The sequence below is a fragment of the Acinetobacter calcoaceticus ANC 3811 genome, from assembly GCF_000399665.1.
GTDB classification, from domain to species: Bacteria; Pseudomonadota; Gammaproteobacteria; order Pseudomonadales; family Moraxellaceae; genus Acinetobacter; species Acinetobacter calcoaceticus_B.
Genome location: NZ_KB976985.1, coordinates 858 through 22596 on the forward strand (window position 1 = coordinate 858; position 21739 = coordinate 22596).

Annotated in this window: 18 protein-coding genes and 1 pseudogene; 4 read left to right on the forward strand and 15 right to left on the reverse strand. The window is 39.2% G+C overall.

Features of this window, described 5'->3' with window-relative positions:
- The 4 genes from F935_RS00010 to F935_RS00025 all read right to left on the reverse strand — a co-directional run.
- Positions 1–554 (reverse strand): BapA/Bap/LapF family prefix-like domain-containing protein (locus F935_RS00010; RefSeq protein WP_016137029.1); only part of this gene is annotated, 554 nt, incomplete at its 3' end.
- 456 nt (positions 555–1010) lie between these two features.
- Positions 1011–2513, reverse strand: coding sequence for a cation:proton antiporter (locus tag F935_RS00015; RefSeq protein ID WP_016137030.1), 1503 nt, complete (start codon positions 2511–2513; stop codon positions 1011–1013).
- A gap of 242 nt (positions 2514–2755) precedes the next feature.
- The gene (locus tag F935_RS00020; protein WP_003655486.1) at positions 2756–3655 is read right to left on the reverse strand and encodes a KPN_02809 family neutral zinc metallopeptidase; all 900 of its coding nucleotides are present in this window, start codon (positions 3653–3655) and stop codon (positions 2756–2758) included.
- A 26-nt stretch (positions 3656–3681) separates the two neighbouring features.
- On the reverse strand, positions 3682–4611 hold the full coding sequence (locus tag F935_RS00025) for a DUF808 domain-containing protein (RefSeq protein WP_016137031.1): 930 nt from the start codon (positions 4609–4611) through the stop codon (positions 3682–3684).
- A gap of 207 nt (positions 4612–4818) precedes the next feature.
- Between F935_RS00025 and trpS the strand changes: the two genes are divergently transcribed.
- Positions 4819–5832 carry a tryptophan--tRNA ligase gene (gene trpS, locus F935_RS00030; RefSeq protein ID WP_016137032.1) on the forward strand — a complete coding sequence of 338 codons (1014 nt, stop codon included), beginning with the start codon at positions 4819–4821 and terminating at the stop codon, positions 5830–5832.
- Between the two features lie 410 nt (positions 5833–6242).
- On the opposite strand, the gene sucD is transcribed toward trpS, so the two are convergent.
- The 10 genes from sucD to sdhC all read right to left on the reverse strand — a co-directional run bounded on the left by sucD (position 6243) and on the right by sdhC (position 17896).
- The gene (gene sucD, locus F935_RS00035; RefSeq protein ID WP_003655479.1) at positions 6243–7133 is read right to left on the reverse strand and encodes a succinate--CoA ligase subunit alpha; all 891 of its coding nucleotides are present in this window, start codon (positions 7131–7133) and stop codon (positions 6243–6245) included.
- Between the two features lie 14 nt (positions 7134–7147).
- On the reverse strand, positions 7148–8314 hold the full coding sequence (gene sucC, locus F935_RS00040; RefSeq protein WP_016137033.1) for an ADP-forming succinate--CoA ligase subunit beta: 1167 nt from the start codon (positions 8312–8314) through the stop codon (positions 7148–7150).
- Positions 8315–8461: 147 nt separating this feature from the next.
- Entirely contained in the window at positions 8462–9895 is a 1434-nt protein-coding gene (lpdA, locus tag F935_RS00045; RefSeq protein WP_016137034.1) for a dihydrolipoyl dehydrogenase, read from the reverse strand.
- Between the two features lie 61 nt (positions 9896–9956).
- Complete coding sequence (odhB, locus tag F935_RS00050; RefSeq protein WP_016137035.1) at positions 9957–11147, reverse strand: 2-oxoglutarate dehydrogenase complex dihydrolipoyllysine-residue succinyltransferase; 1191 nt, start codon at positions 11145–11147, stop codon at positions 9957–9959.
- Positions 11147–13987, reverse strand: coding sequence for a 2-oxoglutarate dehydrogenase E1 component (locus F935_RS00055; protein ID WP_016137036.1), 2841 nt, complete (start codon positions 13985–13987; stop codon positions 11147–11149). Before F935_RS00055 ends, odhB begins: the two co-directional genes overlap by 1 nt.
- 157 nt (positions 13988–14144) lie before the next feature.
- Entirely contained in the window at positions 14145–14273 is a 129-nt protein-coding gene (locus F935_RS00060) for a hypothetical protein (protein ID WP_002116082.1), read from the reverse strand.
- A 283-nt stretch (positions 14274–14556) separates the two neighbouring features.
- Positions 14557–15267 (reverse strand): succinate dehydrogenase iron-sulfur subunit, encoded by a 711-nt coding sequence (locus tag F935_RS00065; protein ID WP_016137037.1) that lies wholly within the window; start codon positions 15265–15267, stop codon positions 14557–14559.
- Between the two features lie 14 nt (positions 15268–15281).
- Positions 15282–17117 (reverse strand): succinate dehydrogenase flavoprotein subunit, encoded by a 1836-nt coding sequence (gene sdhA / locus F935_RS00070; RefSeq protein WP_016137038.1) that lies wholly within the window; start codon positions 17115–17117, stop codon positions 15282–15284.
- 12 nt (positions 17118–17129) lie between these two features.
- Positions 17130–17495 (reverse strand): succinate dehydrogenase, hydrophobic membrane anchor protein, encoded by a 366-nt coding sequence (sdhD, locus tag F935_RS00075; protein ID WP_016137039.1) that lies wholly within the window; start codon positions 17493–17495, stop codon positions 17130–17132.
- Positions 17495–17896 carry a succinate dehydrogenase, cytochrome b556 subunit gene (gene sdhC, locus F935_RS00080; protein ID WP_003655453.1) on the reverse strand — a complete coding sequence of 134 codons (402 nt, stop codon included), beginning with the start codon at positions 17894–17896 and terminating at the stop codon, positions 17495–17497. The genes sdhD and sdhC overlap by 1 nt, the downstream gene beginning before the upstream one ends.
- 496 nt (positions 17897–18392) lie before the next feature.
- On the opposite strand from sdhC, the pseudogene F935_RS19170 reads away from it, so the two are divergent.
- Positions 18393–18473: pseudogene (locus F935_RS19170) on the forward strand (hypothetical protein); the annotation flags it as partial.
- 364 nt (positions 18474–18837) lie between these two features.
- Positions 18838–20112: a citrate synthase gene (gltA, locus tag F935_RS00085; protein ID WP_004789414.1), complete on the forward strand. Its 1275-nt coding sequence runs from the start codon at positions 18838–18840 to the stop codon at positions 20110–20112.
- Positions 20113–20192: 80 nt separating this feature from the next.
- Here gltA and F935_RS00090 read toward each other — a convergent pair whose 3' ends face one another.
- Positions 20193–20678 (reverse strand): DUF1289 domain-containing protein, encoded by a 486-nt coding sequence (locus F935_RS00090; protein ID WP_016137041.1) that lies wholly within the window; start codon positions 20676–20678, stop codon positions 20193–20195.
- Positions 20679–20789: 111 nt separating this feature from the next.
- Here F935_RS00090 and F935_RS00095 point away from each other — a divergent pair, with 111 nt between their 5' ends.
- Positions 20790–21722: an oxygen-dependent tRNA uridine(34) hydroxylase TrhO gene (locus F935_RS00095; protein WP_016137042.1), complete on the forward strand. Its 933-nt coding sequence runs from the start codon at positions 20790–20792 to the stop codon at positions 21720–21722.
- Positions 21723–21739: the final 17 nt, after the last annotated feature.

Below are 21739 nucleotides of genomic sequence, written 5' to 3' on the forward strand. Positions count from 1 at the left end.
GTTGAAGAATCATTATTACTATCATGGTTTGATGCTGCTGCAATGATACCACCCGCAACTAATGGGATAGCCCATAACCATGGGTTTATGCCACCATCGTGATAAAGCAATGGTTCAATTGAAGAAATAGGCTGATAAATAACATCAGACACCAACTCTTGTGGTGCCTCTGCTGGTAACGCGGCTGGTAAGTCTTCACCTAAAAGTGCTTGTGGCTCAACATCACTGTCGGCATCAGCATCGGCATCAGCATCCGCGTCGGCATCATTTTCAGCATCTTTGAATTTTGCCCAGATTAACTGTCCATTTTCGTCTTGAAAAACAAGGCTGTTATCTTTAGGCTCAGCTGTTCCACTAAAAAAGCCTTCAATAACAATTGTCTCGCCATTTTTAAGGCGAATGACTGCATTGGTTCCCTCCCTATTCACTACCAATACATCACTGGCAGCCACTTTTACTAATACGACCGACGCTTCTGTGAGCGATGCGGAAGTTCCCTTGATGGTTGACAAGGTGTCGTGACTATCCTTGGCAATAATTTGTATTTCAGGCATATCTGTATTCCTTTTATATTATTGATTTAAATGATTTTTTGTATAATTCTTTTTACTTAATGTTTTCAAGTTTTTGACCTACAACTTAAAAACATTAAGTAATGTGATCATTTTTACATTAACCACTTTAAAATAAAAAAAACAAATACTAAAGTACCTAAAGAAAAAATTTTAATTAATAGAAATTATATATAAGTCTTCTTTGAGTTTATCTTGTGTTAATTTAATGGAAAATTTCTTTAAATGTTTTATATATAAAACAAATTTCTTCTTTTATATTTACCATTTGTTGAAATGTCATTTAATTAAAATACTCATATAACAATTATTAATATCTTAATAAAATAAAATATATTATTAATGATATATATAGAAAAAAAAGGCTTTAGGTAATATTTCACTATTACACTAAAACCTAATTTGTAAATCTTTTATAAAATTTAAAACCGTAAATATTTAGAAATTATCAGGACTCTCAAATCGTTTTACTTCTTGTAACTTATTTGGGTCATGCATTGTTGCAATTCCATCTTCAGTTTTTTGGTCAACCAGAATATCGGGATTAAAAATGGTGATCGTTTCTCTACCCAGTGCATCCTCTCCAACAATATACTGAAAGCCTCTACGATTCATCTTATGACATAATCTTTGATAGAGACCTTTTAAACCTTCGGTTTCTTCATTCGGATTGTAATAGAAAGCATTCATCACAGCTGGTAGGCCTAGACCACATACAATGCCTGATAACAACACACTAATAAAAGTATAGCCAATCAGGATACTGCTATAAGGACTTAATGCGGGAATATTGGCAACGGCCAAAATCAATGCAAGTGAAATCCCCCCTCGCACCCCACCCCAAGATAAAATGGTTAAACTACCGTTATAACTTTTCATTTTCCGCATGTTAGGGAAAAAGGCAAAAGCCATGAAGTTAGCCGCAAAACGAGAGATATGTAGAATAAAGAACGCAACAATACCGCCTAAAATTAGGCTAAAGTTTAAATCAAGAATAAATAACTCTAGACCAATTAAAGTAAACAGGAATGAGTTGATGATTCCTTCTACGGTATGCCAAAAATGATTAACTTCTTGAATCTCGCGCTCTTCTCGAATTTCTTTCCATTTGTTGCCAACAATTAAACCGCCAATTACACAAGCAATCGGTGCTGATGCATGGGCAAACAAAGCCACTAAATATGCTCCACTCGCAAGCAAAGCTGTTGTCAAAATCAGGGACTCCATTTCGTGTTTACCACGTAATAGACGTAACACCCCTACCCCAAATGCCCAACCAATCCCGACCGCAACAACAATTTCATAGAGTAAAGCTTCTAGTGTTGCCATCAAGGAGAAATGTTCACCCTGTAAAACATTGAGCAAGGTCATAAATAAGGCAATACACATTGCATCATTAAATAGTGACTCGCCTTCTAGCTTAACGATCAAATGATGCGGTGCACGAATCGAACTAAGTACCCCTTTAATACCAATAGGGTCTGTTGCTCCTAAAGCTGCACCTAAAAGTAGTAGCACCAGAATTGGCACATGATATCCAACGAGTAGTTGGAAGCCGTAGAGCAATCCACCAAATAAAACGGCGCAAATGACTAATGCAATGGTGGCCAAAATACTAATTTGCTTCCAGTAACTTCTTAAATCAGAAATTTTAAATTTCAGTGCAGAAGAAGTTAAAATAAAACAGATGACGCCATTAATTAAAAAATCATAAAAATCGATATGGCGCACGGCGTCTTCAATATTATGAATATTAATGGTAATAAACTGATTACCGTTTAGTAGGCTTGCGCCCCATTGCAAAATAAAGACAAAAATTGCTGAGACCAGCGGCACACCAATAGCCTGTGGAAAGCCTAAAATGCGCTTATTAAAGATCGTGGTTGCGATTGATAGCGCAAAAACCACTGTGAATGCTTGTAGTAGAAAAAAATTACCCATGAATACCCTTCTTCTGGGTCAACGACCAAATAAGTGAAACTTTGTTAGATCGACCAAACTTAATAAAAAACTGGCATGAAGAATGCCATAATCATAAAAAACAGAAATTAGGGCACAAGTTTAACGAATTGAATGAACAATCTATCACTCTGTTAAATTTCTTAACATTATTTATAGTTATGATCTAAAGAAAAACGGATGAGCTTCTTAAATATGTTTAACAAGACTCATCCTATAAAATCCTAAACTGGATTGTTAAAAGTATCGCATTGGTTAATATCGCCAGTTTTTAAACCAACCTGAAACCAGTGCATTCGCTGTTCACTACTACCATGCGTAAAGCTATCTGGAACAACCTGACCAGTAGAACGCTTCTGTAAATAATCATCTCCAATTTTTTGAGCAGCATCCATCGCTTCCTCAATATCGCCTTGCTCTAAAAATTGAGTACGTTGCTGATTATGACTTGCCCAAATACCAGCTAAACAATCGGCTTGCAATTCTTGGCGAACAGATAATTGATTACCTTCTCTTTGGCTTGCTTGTGCACGGGCTTGTTGAACTTGTGACGAGATACCAAGCAAGGTTTGAACATGGTGCCCTACCTCATGTGCAACCACATAAGCTTGAGCAAAATCGCCTGCCTGATCTTGTCTAGAAAGTTCAGATTGGTTTTGTTCACCAGAAATACCCATTTGCTGACGCATATCTTTAAAGAATTCTGTATCGATATAAACCTTCTGATCTGCCGGACAATAAAATGGCCCCATTGCAGATTGGGCAGTACCACACCCTGACTGAATCATTCCACTAAATAACACCAATCTTGGTGGCGTATATGTTTTACCTAACTGTTTAAATATAGGAGTCCACGTATCCTCTGTATCAGCTAAAACAGTTCCAACAAAATCAGAGGCTTCTTTTTGCTCGGCTGTTAAACTTTCTGGTGCAGTTGCATTTGACTGCTGGGATGCAGTGACTTGCTGAGTTGCCTGATAAGCTTGTTGTGGATCAACGCCAAAAAACTTCCACGCAACGAATGCCACAACCAAACCAATAATGCTGATACCACCTGCTCTAACACCGCCACCACCTCGACGGTCTTCCACATTGGTACTAATTCGACGACCTTTCCAGCGCATAATTTCCCTCTTATTTTAGAATGGCATCATGAACCCGATGCTTTTTTTGGCCACATTTTTTGTATTAAACTCACAATTAATAGAACAATTGCACCCGCAACCAATCCTATTCCAAAGTTAATTAGTGTCGGTGTTAAAGCACCAATAATATTGCCTACCGCTGGTATTGTTTCTACATGATCGACTGTATTTTCAGTTAAGTGATGAAGTAACGGAATCGTATGATTAATAATCCCACCACCAACCAAGAACATTGCAATGGTGCCTACGATTGAAAGTAATTTCATCAAAATAGGTGCAAAAGCTAATAAGCTTCGACCTATAGTTTGCTTAAATGAAGCAGTTTGCTTAGTTAAATATAATCCCAAATCATCAATCTTAACAATCATACCAACTAAGCCATAAACGCCAATTGTCATGACAACTGCAATAATGCTGAGAACACTTACCTTAGTCATTAAAGTAGCTGTAGCCACAGTACCGAGAGTAATCACGACAATTTCGGCAGATAAAATAAAGTCTGTTCGAACAGCTCCTTTTACTTTTTCTTTTTCAAAATTTGCTAAATCTAATTCTTCACTATCAAATTCTGCTTTTGCTTCTTCTGATGTAGAAGGCTTTTTATGCATGATGGTATGAAGAACTTTCTCCACCCCCTCATAACACAAAAATAGGCCTCCCAACATTAAGAGCGGATTAATCAACCAAGGTGCAATCACACTAATTAACAATGCTAAAGGAACCAAAATAAGTTTATTAACAAATGAGCCTTTAGCCACTTTCCAAACAATAGGTATTTCGCGATCTGCACGCACACCTGTAACTTGTTGTGCATTCAAAGCTAAATCATCGCCTAAAACACCAGCAGTTTTCTTTGCTGCCATTTTGCTCATTAAAGCAACATCATCTAAAATTGTTGCAATATCATCTAGTAGTAAAAGTAAGCCACTTGCCATTTCTTATCCAAGTTTGTATTTATTCGACTATTGTAAGATGATTTTTTTCAATTTCTGTAATTTTACTGAATAAATTCACAATATTATTTTAAGAAAAGTTTAACCAATCGCTGACGAATTTTTTTTATTTCCCGTACAATAATGCCAATCTTTTATATTGCAGGGCTTACTACCCCTGATTAAGCCAATAAGACAGTGGAATAAATAATGAGTAATGTTGATCAGCGTCCAATTATTTTGACAGGCGACCGCCCAACCGGACAACTTCATCTTGGGCATTTTGTCGGTTCTTTGCGTTCTCGTGTAGGTTTACAGGATAGCCATCATCAACATCTCTTGTTAGCAGATGCACAAGCCCTAACAGACAATGCAGATAACCCTGATAAAGTCCGTCGCAATATTTTGGAAGTTGCTCTAGATTATTTAGCTGTCGGTATTGATCCAACAAAAACCACGATTTGCGTACAATCATGCTTACCAGCGCTAAATGAGCTCACTATGCTCTATCTTAACTTCGTGACGGTTGCACGCTTAGAGCGTAACCCGACCATTAAGTCTGAGATTCAAATGCGCGGTTTCGAGCGTGACATTCCAGCTGGTTTCCTCTGCTACCCTGTTGCACAAGCGGCTGACATTACTGCTTTCAAAGCGACTGTGGTTCCAGTGGGTGAAGATCAAATTCCAATGATTGAACAAACCAATGAAATCGTACGTCGAATAAACCGTCAAATTGGCCAAGACCTTTTGCCTGAATGTAAAGCTTTGCTTTCAAATATGGCACGCTTACCTGGTTTTGATGGCAAGGCAAAAATGTCTAAATCATTAGGCAATACCATTGTTTTAAATGCTTCTGATAAAGACATCAAAAAAGCTGTAAATGCAATGTATACTGACCCAAATCATCTTCGTATTGAAGATCCAGGTCAGGTTGAAGGTAATATTGTATTTACTTATTTAGATGCATTTGATCCAAATAAAGAAGAAGTTGAAGAGTTAAAAGCGCACTATCGTCGCGGTGGTCTAGGTGATGGAACTGTTAAAAAACGCCTTGAAGGTGTTTTGAAAGAATTGATTAGTCCTATCCGTGAACGTCGTGAAGAACTTGCTAAAGATCCTGACTACATTATGGATGTTTTACGTCAAGGTACAGATAAGTGTCGTCTTATTACTCAACAAACCTTAGATGAAGTTAAAGATGGTTTAGGATTATTTAAATTCTAATTCCCTTAAAAACTAAAAGCCCTTCGGGGCTTTTTTTATGCTTATTCTATTCATCGCATAATTTTTTAGAATTACTAATCTATTGACGACTACTATTCACATGCTTTTACCCTATTAACGTGAAGTAACACTTATTAACGCTAATAGCGATGAAGAATTTCTTAACTATCTCTATTATTCATCATGTAGGTTACATTATATGAACCTCACGACATTTCTCCTTAAACCGAAACTGTTTTTACAGATTCGTTGTTCTACGCAATGATCACCCCAATCATTGCGTATTTTTTTGCTTAAATATTTTGTTTTCTTTAGAAATTTTATTTTTTGGTTACTTATTTTATTTAATAGATAAAAAAACACCGCATCATTTTCAGATGCGGTGTTTTTTAAGATTCAGGATAAAGCGATTAAGCTAAACCTTTCTCTTTTAAAACTTGCAACATTGTTGAACCAAGCTCAGCTGGGCTACGAGTGTAAGCCATTCCCGCACGTTCAAATGCAGCGAATTTCTCTTCAGCAGTACCTTGACCACCAGAAATGATCGCGCCAGCGTGACCCATACGCTTACCTTTAGGTGCAGTTACACCAGCAATGTAACCTACTACAGGCTTAGTCACGTTAGATTTGATGAATTCAGCAGCTTCTTCTTCAGCTGTACCACCGATCTCACCGATCATGATGATTGCATCAGTATCAGGATCGTCTTGGAACAATTGAAGAGCTTCGATTTGGTTCATACCTGGGATTGGGTCACCACCAATACCGATACAAGTAGACTGACCTAAACCAAGCTTAGTTGTTTGAGCAACAGCTTCATAAGTCAATGTACCTGAACGTGAGATGATACCAATACGACCTGGTTGGTGAATGTGACCAGGCATAATACCAATCTTACATTCACCTGGAGTGATCACGCCTGGGCAGTTAGGACCAACTAAACGAGTACCGTTACCATTAGTTTCTAAGTAGCGTTTTGCTTTAAGCATGTCGATTGTTGGAACACCTTCAGTGATCACAACGATTAGGCCAACACCTGAATCAACCGCTTCAACGATAGAGTCTAAAACGAATGGAGCTGGTACATAAATTACAGATGCATCTGCATTTGTTTCACGTACAGCTTCTTTCATTGTGTTGAATACTGGTAGATCAAGGTGAGTAGTACCACCTTTACCTGGAGTAACACCACCAACAACTTTTGTACCGTAGTCTAAAGCTTGTGCAGAGTGGAAAGTACCGTTTTTACCAGTAAAACCTTGTACCAATACTTTAGTGTCTTTATTAATTAATACGCTCATGATTGATACTCCCCTTACGCTTTAACTGCAGCTACAACTTTTTCTGCGGCATCAGACAAGCCGTTCGCAGAAATTAATTTCAAACCAGATTCGTCAAGTAATTTAGCACCTAACTCAGCGTTGTTACCTTCTAAACGAACAACAACTGGAACAGTTACGTTTACTTCTTGAACCGCTGCAATAATCGCTTCAGCAATCATGTCACAACGTACGATACCACCAAAGATGTTAATTAAAACACCTTGTACAGATGTATCAGCAAGGATGATTTTGAACGCTTCGATTACGCGATCTTTAGTTGCACCGCCACCAACGTCAAGGAAGTTTGCAGGCTGACCACCATAAAGTTTAATGATGTCCATAGTTGCCATTGCAAGACCAGCACCGTTAACCATACAACCGATGTTACCTTCTAAAGCAACATAGTTAAGATCAAATTCAGATGCTTTTAATTCACGCTCATTCTCTTGAGATTTGTCACGTAAAGCAGCAACTTTAGGTAAACGGTAAAGCGCGTTAGAGTCGATACCAACTTTTGCATCTACACATAAAATATCGCCATTTTCACGAACTGAAAGTGGGTTAATTTCGAATAATGCAAAGTCATTTTCTACAAATGCTTGGTAAGCAGCAGCCATAATTTTAACAAATTGGCTGATTTGCTTGTCTTTCAAACCTAAAGCAAACGCAACTTCACGCGCTTGGAATGGTTGTAAGCCAACTAATGGATCAACTTCAACTTTGATAATTTTTTCTGGAGTTTCTTCTGCAACTTTCTCGATTTCTACACCACCTTCTGTAGAAGCCATGAAAGTAATACGACGGCTAGAACGGTCTACAACCGCGCCCAAGTAAAGCTCACGCTCAACTGGGTATACGTCTTCAGCAACAATGATGCTGTTTACTGGTTGACCATTTGCATCAGTTTGATACGTTACAAGACGAGTACCAATAATGTTGTTTGCAAATTCGATAACATCTTCTTTAGATTTTGCAACTTTAACGCCACCAGCCTTACCGCGACCACCAGCATGAACTTGCGCTTTCATTACCGCGAATTTACCACCAAGCTGTTCGAATGCAGCAACTGCTTCGTCTGCATTGGTTGCCAAGATACCTTCTTGTACCGGCATACCATATTCTTTCAATAACGCTTTAGCTTGATACTCATGTAAGTTCATTTAGTTACCTACTTAACTTTGTTTGTTGTCTTCAATTTGCGCAACATTCTCATGTTGTATATGCAAATTGCTGTCTACCTCTATCACCTTGATGTTTTTTTAATCACACCATCAAATGTGAAAAAGAGCGGAGAACCGCTCTTTATTTTATTTACGCTTACGTTGAATCGCGTGAATTGCACGACCATCTACAGCAAGTGCAGCTTCATGAACAACTTCAGAGAATGTTGGATGACCAAATGTCATTAACTGAAGATCTTCAACAGAAGATACAAATTCAAGTGCGATCATACCTTGGTGTACGATATCAGATGCAGCAGGTCCAATGACATGCATACCTAATAAACGGTCAGTTTTTGCATCAGCAACAAACTTAACGAAACCAGCACCTTCACCCGCGGCTAAAGCACGACCATTTACAGCAAAACCGAATTGACCAGTTTTAACTTCATGACCTTTTTCTTTAGCTTGTTCTTCAGTTAAACCAACCCATGCCGCTTCCGGATGTGTATAGATAACAGAAATGATTGTGTCATAGTTCACTTGAGCTGCATGACCGTGGATACGCTCAACAGCCATTACACCTTCTTCCATTGCTTTATGAGCAAGCATTGGACCGCGAACCAAGTCACCAATTGCATATACACCTTCTACAGAAGTTGCACAGAAATCATTTACTTCAACTAGACCACGTTCAGTCAATTTAATGCCTGAATCATCTGCCAATAAACCTTCTGCATAAGCTTTACGGCCTACACAAACGATTAATTTGTCAAAAGTCTGAGTTTTTTCTTCGCCACCTTGAGTGTATTTAACAGTCACTTCGCGACCATTAACTTCAGTACCAGCAACTTTAGCGCCAATACGAATATCAAGACCTTGCTTAGTTAAAAGTTTTTGGTAGTCTTTTGCCAAAGCTTTATCAGCCATTGGTAAAAATGCATCCATTGCTTCAAATACAACAACTTCAGAACCAAGACGACGCCAAACAGAACCAAGCTCTAAACCGATGACACCAGCACCAATAACACCTAAACGTTTAGGTACTTCTGGGAAGTTTAATGCGCCAGTTGAATCAACAATAATATCTTGATCTACAGGAGCTACAGGAATATTTACAGGTACAGAACCAGATGCAAGAATCACGTATTTAGGTTCTAAAACTTGAGTCTCGCCTTCGTGTGAAACAAACTCAACTTTTTTACCAGCAAGTAATTTACCAGTACCTTTTAACCACTCAATACCATTGCCTTTAAGCAATTGATCGATACCACCAGTTAATTGGTCAACAATTTTGTCTTTACGAGCAAGAAGCTTAGCAAGATCAAAATTCACTTCACCTGTAGTAATACCGTGATCAGCTAAGTGATGCACTGTATCTTCATAACGATGTGAAGAGTCAAGTAATGCTTTAGAAGGGATACAACCTACGTTTAAGCATGTACCACCTAAAGATGGCTTACCGTTGTGAATACGTTTTTCGATACAAGCGACTTTAAAACCTAGTTGAGCAGCACGAATTGCAGCTTCATAACCACCAGGACCACCGCCAATAACAACAAGATCAAATTGTTGAGACATTGTTTATCTCCATGGTCCGAGATAGAGGATCACTCTATCTCGGTAATATTATTCGAAGAAATTAAAGATCAAGGATGAGTTTAGCTGGTTCTTCTAACAATTCTTTGATTGCTACCAAGAAACCTACTGCTTCTTTACCATCGATCATACGGTGGTCATAAGAAAGCGCTAAATACATCATTGGCAAGATTTCAACTTGACCATTTACAGCCATAGGACGCTCTTGGATTTTGTGCATACCCAAGATACCAGTTTGCGGCTGATTCAAAATTGGAGTTGAAAGTAATGAACCGAAAGTACCACCGTTAGTAATAGTGAAAGTACCACCAGTCATTTCTTCGATAGATAATTTACCATCACGCGCTTTAGCAGCATAAGCACCAATACCAGCTTCAACTTCTGCATAGCTCATACGATCAGTATCACGTAATACTGGAACAACAAGACCACGATCAGAAGATACTGCAACACCGATGTCATAGTAACCATGATAAATAATATCGTCGCCATCAATTGAAGCATTTACCGCAGGATAACGCTTAAGGGCTTCAGTTACAGCTTTAACAAAGAATGACATGAAGCCTAAACGAGCACCATGGCGTTTTTCAAACGCATCTTTATATTGCTTACGCAATTCCATGATTGGCTTCATGTTAACTTCGTTAAATGTAGTTAACATTGCAGTTTCTTGAGTTGCAGAAAGAAGACGCTCAGCTACACGCTTACGTAAACGAGTCATTGGAACGCGTTTTTCGATACGCTCACCAACAGCTACGCTTAACGGAGTAACGTTAGCAGCTGGTTTAGCTTGATGATTAGTCACATCTTCTTTAGTGATACGACCACCACGACCAGTACCTTGTACGTCAGCAGCAGCAATACCAGTTTCAGACAAAGCTTTACGAACTGCAGGAGCTTGACCAGATACAGCTTCAGTGCGCTCAACAACAGGAGCTGCACCAGCTTGAGTTTGAGCAACTGCTTGCTCTACTGCAGGAGCAGCAGCTGCACCAGCACCAGCTTCAAACTGAGCAATCACTTCGTCAGAAAGAACTGTATCGCCTTCACCTTTAATGATTGCAACTAAGCTACCATCTGCAGGAGCAACCACTTCTAAAACAACTTTGTCGGTTTCAATATCACAGATTACTTCATCACGTGATACAGGTTCACCCACCTTTTTATGCCAAGTTGCGATGGTTCCATCTGCAACAGACTCTGGGAATACCGGTGCTTTAATTTCGGTTGCCATTATTGAGAATCTCCTGATTGTTCAGCTTCGATTGCCAATGCATCATTAATTAGCTGAGCTTGTTGTTTTGCATGCAAGTACGGTGAGCCACAAGCTGGTGCAGCAGAAGCTTCACGACCTGCAAAACTGATACGGATTTGTTTGCCAGATTTTAAGATATCGTCGTATAAACGCGGTGCGATAAATAACCAAGCGCCTTGGTTCTTCGGCTCTTCTTGTGTCCAAACAAGTTCTTTCACATTTGGATATGCAGCCAAGATTTCCGCAAGACGTTGTTCGGGGTATGGATATAACTGTTCAATACGTACGATTGCGACGTTAGTTAAGTTTTGTTCACGACGTTTTTCGAGTAAGTCGTAATAAACTTTACCACCACAAAGTACAAGACGAGTTACATCAGACTTGTTAATTTGATCAACTTCATCAATTACAGTTTGGAATGAACCATTTGCAAGCTCTTCTAAAGTAGAAGTTGCAAGTTTATGACGAAGTAAAGATTTCGGTGACATTACAATCAATGGCTTACGAATTGGGCGTACAGCTTGACGACGTAATGCATGGAAAATCTGTGCAGGTGTCGTTGGAGTGATCACTTGCATGTTATCTTCAGCACATAACTGTAAGAAACGTTCTAAACGAGCTGATGAATGCTCTGGACCTTGACCTTCGAAACCGTGTGGTAACAACATTGTTAAACCACAAACTCGTTCCCATTTAGTCTCGCCAGAAGCAATAAACTGGTCAATTACAACCTGAGCACAGTTTACGAAGTCACCAAATTGCGCTTCCCAAATAATTAAGCTCTTAGGAATTGTAGTTGCATAACCATATTCAAATGCAAGAACAGCTTCTTCAGATAATAAAGAATCGTAAATCGCAAAACGAGGCTGGTTTTCTTTGACATTGCAAAGTGGAATATACGTTGAACCATCTACCTGATTATGCAATTTTGCATGACGGTGCGAGAATGTACCACGCCCAACGTCTTCACCAGTAATACGAACAAGGTAATCTTCATCGATCAAGGTTGCGTAAGCTAAAGTTTCAGCAGCACCCCAGTTCAATGCAGTTTCACCAGTTTGCATTTTCACACGATCTTCAATAACTTTTTGCACTTGACGCTGCATAACAAATCCTTCCGGAAGTTTGCTCATGCCCTCGCCTAATTCTTTTAAGCGATTTAAGTCAAATGAAGTATCCCAATCGTCTGTATAGTCATGGCCCAAATAAGGCGTCCAATCAACAAACATTTTTGTATTTGGTTCAAGTACCAAAGCGTTTGCCACATGGTTTCCGGCTTCTAAATCTGCACGGTAATCTTCAACCATTTGGTCTGCTTCAGCACGATCAATTACTTTGTTTTGAACAAGTTGATCTGCATAGAGTGTACGAGTTGTTGCTTTTTTAGCAATCACTTGATACATCAATGGTTGTGTACCAGACGGCTCATCTGCTTCGTTATGACCACGACGACGGTAACAGAACAAGTCAAGTACAACGTCTTTACGGAATTCGTGACGGAAATCATGTGCTAATTGAGTAGCATAGATTACTGCTTCAGGATCATCGCCATTCACATGGAAGATTGGCGTCTGAATCATTTTTGCAACGTCAGTACAATATTCAGTAGAACGCGCATCACGTGGATCAGAAGTTGTAAAACCAACTTGGTTGTTCACGATAATGTGTACAGTACCACCAACCGTATAGCCACGAGTTTGTGACATCTGGAAGGTTTCCATGTTCACACCTTGACCTGCAAATGCAGCGTCACCATGAACAATGACTGGCAATACATCATCACCGCCGATGTCTCTACGACGCACTTGACGTGCACGTACAGAACCTTCAACTACAGGACCAACGATTTCCAAGTGAGATGGGTTAAATGCTAATGCCAAGTGAACTTCGCCACCTTGAGTCATTACATTACTTGAGAAACCTTGATGGTATTTAACGTCACCAGAACCTTTCTTATGAATAGCTTTACCTTCAAACTCGCCAAACAAGTCTGCAGGGTTTTTACCCATAATATTAACAAGAAGGTTTAAACGGCCACGGTGTGGCATACCAATAACAACTTCTTTACAACCAACAGAACCAGCACGTTGAATGATTTCATTCACCATAGGAATAAAAGATTCACCACCTTCTACACCAAAGCGTTTAGCACCAACGTATTTATTACCTAGGAATTTTTCAAGCCCTTCTGCAGCGGTTAAACGCTCTAGGAACCCTTTCTTTTGATCATTTGTAAAATTAAGCTGACCACGAACACTTTCAAGACGTTGTTGAATCCAACGCTTTTCTTTTGTGTCCACGATATGCATATATTCAACACCGATTGAACCACAATAGATTGCTTCCATTGCTTCAATCATTTCAGCAAGCGTTGCTTCGCTTTTGCCAATCTCAAGATTGCCTGTGTTGAATACTGTGTCTAAATCTGATTTGGTTAAACCATGTTCTGAAAGATCTAAATCAGGAATATCTTCACGCTTAGCAAGACCTAATGGATCTAACTTAGCTTTTTGATGTCCGCGATTACGATAAGCAGCAATAAGTTGTAAAACGCCAATTTGACGACGTTCATGCTCAGTACTTACAGTACTTTGTACAACAGGTTGAACACGATTAGCATTACGTCCTAGTAATAGGAATTGCTCACGCACAGCGCCGTGTGGTTGGTCACCCTTTGGATATTTATCGAAATATTGGCGCCAGTCCTCAGCTACAGAGGTTGGGGAAGACAGGTACTGCTCGTAAAGTTCTTCAATATACGCTGCACTATCAGCGGAAAGTTCAGTGTCAAGACGCAATGCGTCAGCAACTTCTTGCATTTGTGGACCCATTTCCTATTGCAAAAAATATTACAGGCTGCCTTTTAAGCACACCCATGATGCATAATGCCAAATTGGTAAAAAAGGCATTACTTACCCAACAGGTCTTTAAGACCATGGGGCGTCATACTACCTAGAGAGGAAACTCTATAGGTAATTAATGAATCACAACACCCTCAATGGCATCATCACTCACCTTATACTCGATTAAAACCGAGCAATTTTTTGCAAATCTTTTTAGAAAAATTAACTTTAAAATTAACTTTTCTAAAATGACTTTAACCATAAAAATTAAGCACAGATCTAAGATCGTGCTGCTTAAATTAATTTTACTAGTATACGCTTTTTTCAGCTATAACTTTGTGGCAAATCGTATCATGTTCTTAACAAACGATTGATTTTTTTGACACATACCATCTATAAATTGGCGAAATACAGATGCGATTTTATCTTTTAATATATGGTGCAATATATAAAAACCTTATCCTTTTCGACCAAAGTCTAAAGTTTACATTATAAAGTTAAAAAAAAACGCACATCAAGGATGTGCGTTCTCTATTTGTGCAGAATTAACCCGCTTGATCTAATAGCATGCTACGGATATGACCGATTGCTTTTGTAGGGTTTAGACCTTTAGGACATACTGACACACAGTTCATGATACCTTTACAACGGAACAAACTGAATGGATCGTCAAGACGAGACAAACGGTCTGCAGTAGCAGTATCACGAGAATCAATAATAAAGCGGTACGCATTCAACAATGCTGAAGGACCCAAGAACTTGTCAGGGTTCCACCAGAATGATGGGCATGAAGTTGAACAACATGCACAAAGAATACATTCATACAAACCATTTAAGTGTTCACGCTCATCTGGAGTTTGTAAACGCTCTTTAGGTGGAGCTGGCTGGTTATTGATCAAGAATGGCTGAATCTTGTCATATTGATCATAGAATTGGTTCATATCAACAACCAAATCTTTAACTACCGGCAAACCTGGTAATGGACGAATTACGATTTTCTCTGGTAAATCATTAAGGTTTTCTAAACAAGCCAAACCATTTTTACCATTGATATTCACACCATCCGAACCACAAATACCTTCACGGCAAGAACGACGGAATGTTAACGTTTCGTCTTGAACTTTCAATGCAAGTAATGCATCAAGCAACATACGGTGCTTATCAGTCAATTCAAGTTTGAAAGTTTGCATGTACGGCGCTTTATCCTTATCAGGATCATAGCGGTAGATTTCGAATGTACGAGTACCTCTACTCATCTTTATACTCCCGATTAGAATGTACGTGGTGCTGGCGGAATTGCATCAACAGTCAACGGTTTGAAGCGCACTGGCTTATATTCCAAACGGTTATCTGATGAATACCATAACGTGTGTTTCATCCACTCATCATCACGGCGACCGTATGAATAAGTTGGGTGATCAGCTGGTAATTCATAATCAACTACAGTATGCGCACCACGACACTCTTTACGCGCAGCTGCTGAAATCAGAGTTGCTTTTGCAACTTCATACAAGTTTTCAACTTCAAGCGCTTCAACACGTGCAGTGTTAAATACTCTAGATTTATCTTTTAAGTGGATATTACGCACACGTGGTTCAAGAGCAAGAATCTCTTTAACACCTTTATCAAGCAACGCCTGAGTACGGAATACACCTGCATGGTCTTGAACGATATCACGAATTGCATCAGCAACTTCTTGAGCATTTTCACCAGCAGCTGAGTCATCCAACTTACGTACACGAGCCAATGTTTGCCCTAATACATCTGTTGGAAGAGGTGCATATTCATCACCATGATGCTTAGTTACGTAATCGATAATGTGCTCACCAGCAGCTTTACCAAATACAACCAAGTCAAGAAGTGAGTTAGTACCTAAACGGTTTGCACCATGTACTGATACACAAGAACATTCGCCAATTGCATAGAAACCTTTTACAGGTTTAGTGTAGTTGTCTGTACCCACTTCAGGTAAACATACCTGACCATGCATATTCGTAGGAATACCACCCATTTGATAATGGATTGTTGGTACTACAGGAATGGCTTCTTTTGTGATATCAACGTTCGCGAATTTTTTACCAATCTCAAATACAGATGGTAAACGCTTCATGATTGTTTCAGCGCCCAAGTGAGTCATATCAAGTAAGATATAGTCACCTTTTGGACCACAACCACGACCTTCTTTAATTTCTTGGTCCATAGAACGTGAAACGAAGTCACGTGGAGCCAAGTCTTTTAAAGTCGGTGCATAACGTTCCATGAACGGTTCGCCGTCTTTATTGCGAAGGATTGCACCTTCACCACGACAACCTTCAGTCAACAATACACCAGCGCCCGCAACACCCGTTGGGTGAAATTGCCAGAACTCCATATCTTGCAATGGAATACCAGCACGAGCAGCCATACCAAGACCGTCACCAGTGTTGATATAAGCATTTGTTGATGCACGGTAAACACGACCAGCACCACCAGTAGCAAATAATGTCGCTTTTGCTTGGAATACTGAAATGTTACCAGTTTCTTGGTCAATTGCTGTTACACCAAGAACCTCACCAGCTTCGTTACGGATCAAATCAAGAGCGATCCACTCAACGAAGAATTGAGTACCCATTTTCACGTTGCTTTGATAAAGCGTGTGTAATAGTGCATGACCTGTACGGTCCGCAGCTGCACAAGCACGTGGAACTGGCTTATCACCATAGTTAGCAGAGTGACCACCGAACGGACGTTGGTAAATTGTACCATCAGCGTTACGGTCAAAAGGCATACCCATGTGTTCAAGTTCATACACAACTTTTGGTGCTTCACGACACATAAATTCAATTGCGTCTTGGTCACCTAACCAGTCAGAACCTTTTACTGTATCGTAAAAATGGAAATGCCAGTTATCTTCTTGCATATTACCTAACGACGCACCGATACCACCTTGAGCAGCTACAGTGTGCGAACGTGTCGGGAAAACTTTAGTGAGTACTGCAACTTTCAAACCTGCTTGAGCAAGTTGGTAAGATGCACGCATACCAGAACCACCACCACCAACGATAACTGCATCGAAAGTGAGGTTTTGAATATTTGAATAATCTTCTTTAGGGGTTATCGCGCCCATGATGTCTTCCTATCAATTCGCCCAGAAAATCTGGATACCCCAGATTGCGTACACAAACACTGCAATAATGACAGCCGTCGTCAGTACAAGGCGTAAACCTTTCGCTGAAGGACCCATTTGACGAGTAGTGACATAGTCAGTAAAAACTTGCCACATCCCAATCCATGCGTGTGCAATAAGCGATAAAATTGCCAATAAAGAAAAAATCTTCATTGGTAATGTCATCATAAAACCAGCCCATTGTTGATAGTCAAATCCGCCTTTGCAGAGAATCCAACCCAAAAGAACAACAGTATAGGCTGCTAGTACAACCGCACTTACACGCTGGATATACCAATCACGAGAACCTGAACCAGTTAAACCTGTAGCACTTTTCATTAGAACATAATCCATACAAAGGCTGCGATAATGGCTACCACAGATAAGATCAATGAAATTGTCGCTGCAATACGACCACTTTGCAGTTCTTCAGCAAAACCTAAATCTGCAAGTAAGTGCTTTACTCCAGCAATAAAGTGGAATAATAAGCCGGCTACAAATACCCAAACGATAAAACGTACAAGGATATTTCCAAACACGACATTTTTAACGTAGTCAAATCCTTCTGGTGAAGATAATGATTTATCTAAAATCCATAATAGAACTGGTACTAATAAGAAAACGATGACACCTGATAAACGGTGTAAAATTGATGCAATAGCCACGGGTGAGCGTAAATTTACCGCTAACACCTGACCCATGGACAAATTGACAGGTCTGTTGCTTTTCACAGCGGGCATCCTGTAGGTAGAAACTCCGACCGGAGTTTGTTGAATTAATTCCAAGGAAAGCTGGCATTGTTAGGCAAGCACAGCTCATGCCTAACCTATAAACGACACTGAATTATAAAACGCGAAGTATCAAAATACAAACAATCCACTTTCCCATTTAAGTAAAAAACAATTAAATAAGAATCATTCACAATGATATCACCCTATTAACCCTATTAAAAAGGTATACACAATTCCATCATGTTGTTGTTTAAGATAACTTTTTATTTAATTTCATTTTTTCTAAAATTTCTTTTAAATAAGTAAGTTTTAGACTAAAGATAAAGTTAGAAATTCATCATATAAATAGAAAAATGTTAGTAACTCCTCATATTTTCAATAAAAGCCACAATTCAATTAAGTAAACGCACTTAGATTCACCCAAATTGATCAATCTAAAATATGTTTGAGAAAGCAATTTTTACCAGAAATAGGAGTTTTTATTATTTTAACGTAGTTCAATTAGCTATTTTTTATACAATTAAACTTAAAAAAACACCAACATTCTTTGTTACAACTAACTAAAAATAGAGTTTTTTTTGATTAGCAATTTGAAATTACACCATGAGTTTTATGATTTTTTTAATTGGATTGGCATTTTCTACCTACTTATCATTTTTAATCTTAATTTTAAAATTTGCTTACAATTGGACTGATACTTCATTTTTTTTCTGCACGTTCTTGTTGAATTGACTTATTATACCATCCCGATGCAGTGATTTTACTGACTTTTTTGCTCGGGTCTTGATGACTAACTCTCTGTGAGATCGTCATTTTTTATCCATAAGTATAATTGACAAAATTTCAGTACTCACTAATCTTATAGCAAATTTTGACACCGTCTGATTCGCACATGAGAACATTAGGATTTCGGGTCAGATCAACATTCACCAGGACAGGAGATCTATTGAATGTCTGAAGCAAATGGCAAAAAAGCCGTATTACATCTTGATGGCAAAGAAATTGGATTACCAATCTACAGTGGCACTTTAGGTCCAGATGTAATTGATGTCAGCAGCATATTGAAAGAAGGTCATTTCACTTTCGATCCTGGTTTTATGGCGACAGCTGCATGCGAGTCTAAAATTACGTTCATTGATGGTGACAAAGGTATTTTATTACACCGCGGTTACCCAATTGATCAGTTAGCAACTCAAGCAGACTATCTTGAAACTTGTTATTTATTATTAAATGGCGAGCTCCCAACTGCTGAACAAAAAACAGAATTTGATGCCAAAGTTCGTGCTCATACGATGGTTCATGACCAAGTTAGCCGTTTCTTCAATGGTTTCCGTCGTGATGCTCATCCTATGGCGATCATGGTTGGTGTTGTTGGTGCACTATCTGCGTTCTATCACAACAACCTTGACATTGAAGATATCAATCACCGTGAAATCACTGCGATTCGTCTAATTGCAAAAATTCCAACGCTTGCTGCTTGGAGTTACAAATACACAGTAGGTCAACCATTCATCTATCCACGTAATGACTTAAATTACGCGGAAAACTTCTTACACATGATGTTTGCTACCCCTGCTGACCGTGATTACAAAGTAAATCCTGTTCTTGCTCGTGCAATGGATCGTATCTTCACGCTTCATGCTGATCACGAACAAAATGCTTCGACATCTACAGTACGTCTTGCTGGTTCTACTGGCGCAAACCCATACGCATGTATCTCTTCAGGTATTTCTGCGCTTTGGGGACCTGCTCACGGTGGTGCAAACGAAGCTGTGCTTAAAATGCTTGATGAAATCGGTAGTGTAGAAAACGTTGCCGAGTTCATGGAAAAAGTAAAACGCAAAGAAGTTAAACTCATGGGCTTCGGTCACCGCGTTTACAAAAACTTCGATCCACGTGCTAAAGTCATGAAACAAACTTGTGACGAAGTTCTTGAAGCATTAAATATCAATGATCCTCAATTAGCTCTTGCTATGGAACTTGAACGCATTGCATTGAACGACCCGTACTTTGTTGAACGTAAACTTTACCCTAACGTAGACTTCTACTCAGGTATCATCCTTAAAGCGATTGGTATCCCAACAGAAATGTTTACAGTAATCTTTGCTCTTGCACGTACAGTAGGCTGGATCAGCCACTGGTTAGAAATGCACAGCGCACCATACAAAATCGGTCGCCCTCGTCAGCTTTATACTGGCCCGACTCAGCGCGATATCAAACGTTAATATTCGAAAGAAAATTAATGATAAAAAAGCTGCCTTATGGCAGCTTTTTTATTGAGATATATTCCATTCAATCTACAAACTTATTCTTCGTCAAAGACACTTAATAAATGATGACTAATTCCATCAGCCCTCAACCAAGCCAACTCATAACTCGCTTTAGCCAAAGCCAAAACACGCCTTTCAAATTCAACCCATATTGTTTTGACTTGAGGCTCTGAAATACCCAAACCACTCTCTGTTGCCAGATGCTTATTTTTCTCACATATTTTCAAGGCATGATAAAGTTTGCGGCCTTTGCTCGCTCCTTCCATCAACCGAACACGTTTACCTAAAATAAATCCCTCTACATGCTGCAAGTTCGCATGAGGTAACATCGGTACTAAAATTTGATTCAGTTGATCATCTAAACGCTTCCATACAGCCAAACGTTGCTCTGCTGTATAAGTATTCCATTGAATCACTTCATGGTTAAAACGACGACAACCACGGCAAACCTGATCACCAAAAACTGTTGAACAACGCCCTGCACATGGGGTGAGAGAGAGCATTCGATGATCATTACTCAAAACAAACTCCTTAAATAAACCATATACTTTTTATGGTTTTCTCGCTTATTACACATTTTCGCGCTAAAATATGCGCCTTAAATTTATATCTTAATACATTTGGAGTTTTCCATGAACGCTACTGTAGAACAGCTTGCACCTGTAGAACAGCAAGCGACCGCAGGTTGGGTTGTTGCCGCACTATATCAGTTTAAAGAAGTTCAAGATCCTACAGATCTTCAGCAACGTCTATTAGACTTAGTGAAAACAATTAACCTTTGTGGAACTCTGATTGTAGCAGGTGAAGGAATTAATGGTACTGTTGCGGGCGACCGTGTAGCAATTGATAGCCTCTGTCAATTTTTACTCAATGAAGGCTTTGCCTCTATGGAATACAAAGAATCCCATAGCTCTGACAAACCTTTCCGTAAAATGAAAATTAAACTTAAAGAAGAGATTGTTACTTTAGGTGTTGAAGTTAAACCCCGCGACTTAGTGGGCCACTACCTTGATCCCAAAGAGTGGAATGATTTAATTGCACGTGATGATGTAATTTTAGTCGATACGCGTAATGATTATGAATATAAGGCGGGCACGTTCAAAGGTGCAATCGACCCTAAAACTGAGACATTCCGTGAGTTTCCAGAATATGTCAAAAAAGAGCTAGAGCAACATAAAGATAAAAAAATTGCGATGTTCTGTACAGGCGGCATTCGCTGTGAAAAATCAACCTCTTTACTTCTTCAAGAAGGATTTACAGAGGTTTACCACCTTAAGGGCGGTATTCTTAAATATTTAGAAGAAACCCCTGCTGAGGAAAGCTTATGGGAAGGCGAATGTTTCGTATTTGACGGACGTACTGCTGTAACTCATGGCGTCGAAGAAGGCGTAAATATTAAGTGTCATGCTTGTGGTTGGCCATTAACTCCAGAAGAGTCTGCTCTAACGAGTTATGAACATGGTGTTTCTTGCGTGTATTGCATCGACAAGACAACTGAAAAACAAAAAGCTGGTTTCCGTATGCGCCAGTCACAAATTGCAGCTGCAAAACGTAAACGCTTGTAATAAAAAAAGGAGGATCA

Bases quoted from the DNA above. Each gene is read 5' to 3' on its own strand.
- F935_RS00015 (WP_016137030.1), bottom strand. From the start codon at position 2,513: ATGGGTAATTTTTTTCTACTACAAGCATTCACAGTGGTTTTTGCGCTA.
- F935_RS00020 (WP_003655486.1), bottom strand. From the start codon at position 3,655: ATGCGCTGGAAAGGTCGTCGAATTAGTACCAATGTGGAAGACCGTCGA.
- F935_RS00025 (WP_016137031.1), bottom strand. From the start codon at position 4,611: ATGGCAAGTGGCTTACTTTTACTACTAGATGATATTGCAACAATTTTA.
- trpS (WP_016137032.1), top strand. From the start codon at position 4,819: ATGAGTAATGTTGATCAGCGTCCAATTATTTTGACAGGCGACCGCCCA.
- sucD (WP_003655479.1), bottom strand. From the start codon at position 7,133: ATGAGCGTATTAATTAATAAAGACACTAAAGTATTGGTACAAGGTTTT.
- sucC (WP_016137033.1), bottom strand. From the start codon at position 8,314: ATGAACTTACATGAGTATCAAGCTAAAGCGTTATTGAAAGAATATGGT.
- lpdA (WP_016137034.1), bottom strand. From the start codon at position 9,895: ATGTCTCAACAATTTGATCTTGTTGTTATTGGCGGTGGTCCTGGTGGT.
- odhB (WP_016137035.1), bottom strand. From the start codon at position 11,147: ATGGCAACCGAAATTAAAGCACCGGTATTCCCAGAGTCTGTTGCAGAT.
- F935_RS00055 (WP_016137036.1), bottom strand. From the start codon at position 13,987: ATGCAAGAAGTTGCTGACGCATTGCGTCTTGACACTGAACTTTCCGCT.
- F935_RS00060 (WP_002116082.1), bottom strand. From the start codon at position 14,273: ATGGTTAAAGTCATTTTAGAAAAGTTAATTTTAAAGTTAATTTTTCTA.
- F935_RS00065 (WP_016137037.1), bottom strand. From the start codon at position 15,267: ATGAGTAGAGGTACTCGTACATTCGAAATCTACCGCTATGATCCTGAT.
- sdhA (WP_016137038.1), bottom strand. From the start codon at position 17,117: ATGGGCGCGATAACCCCTAAAGAAGATTATTCAAATATTCAAAACCTC.
- sdhD (WP_016137039.1), bottom strand. From the start codon at position 17,495: ATGAAAAGTGCTACAGGTTTAACTGGTTCAGGTTCTCGTGATTGGTAT.
- sdhC (WP_003655453.1), bottom strand. From the start codon at position 17,896: ATGCCCGCTGTGAAAAGCAACAGACCTGTCAATTTGTCCATGGGTCAG.
- gltA (WP_004789414.1), top strand. From the start codon at position 18,838: ATGTCTGAAGCAAATGGCAAAAAAGCCGTATTACATCTTGATGGCAAA.
- F935_RS00095 (WP_016137042.1), top strand. From the start codon at position 20,790: ATGAACGCTACTGTAGAACAGCTTGCACCTGTAGAACAGCAAGCGACC.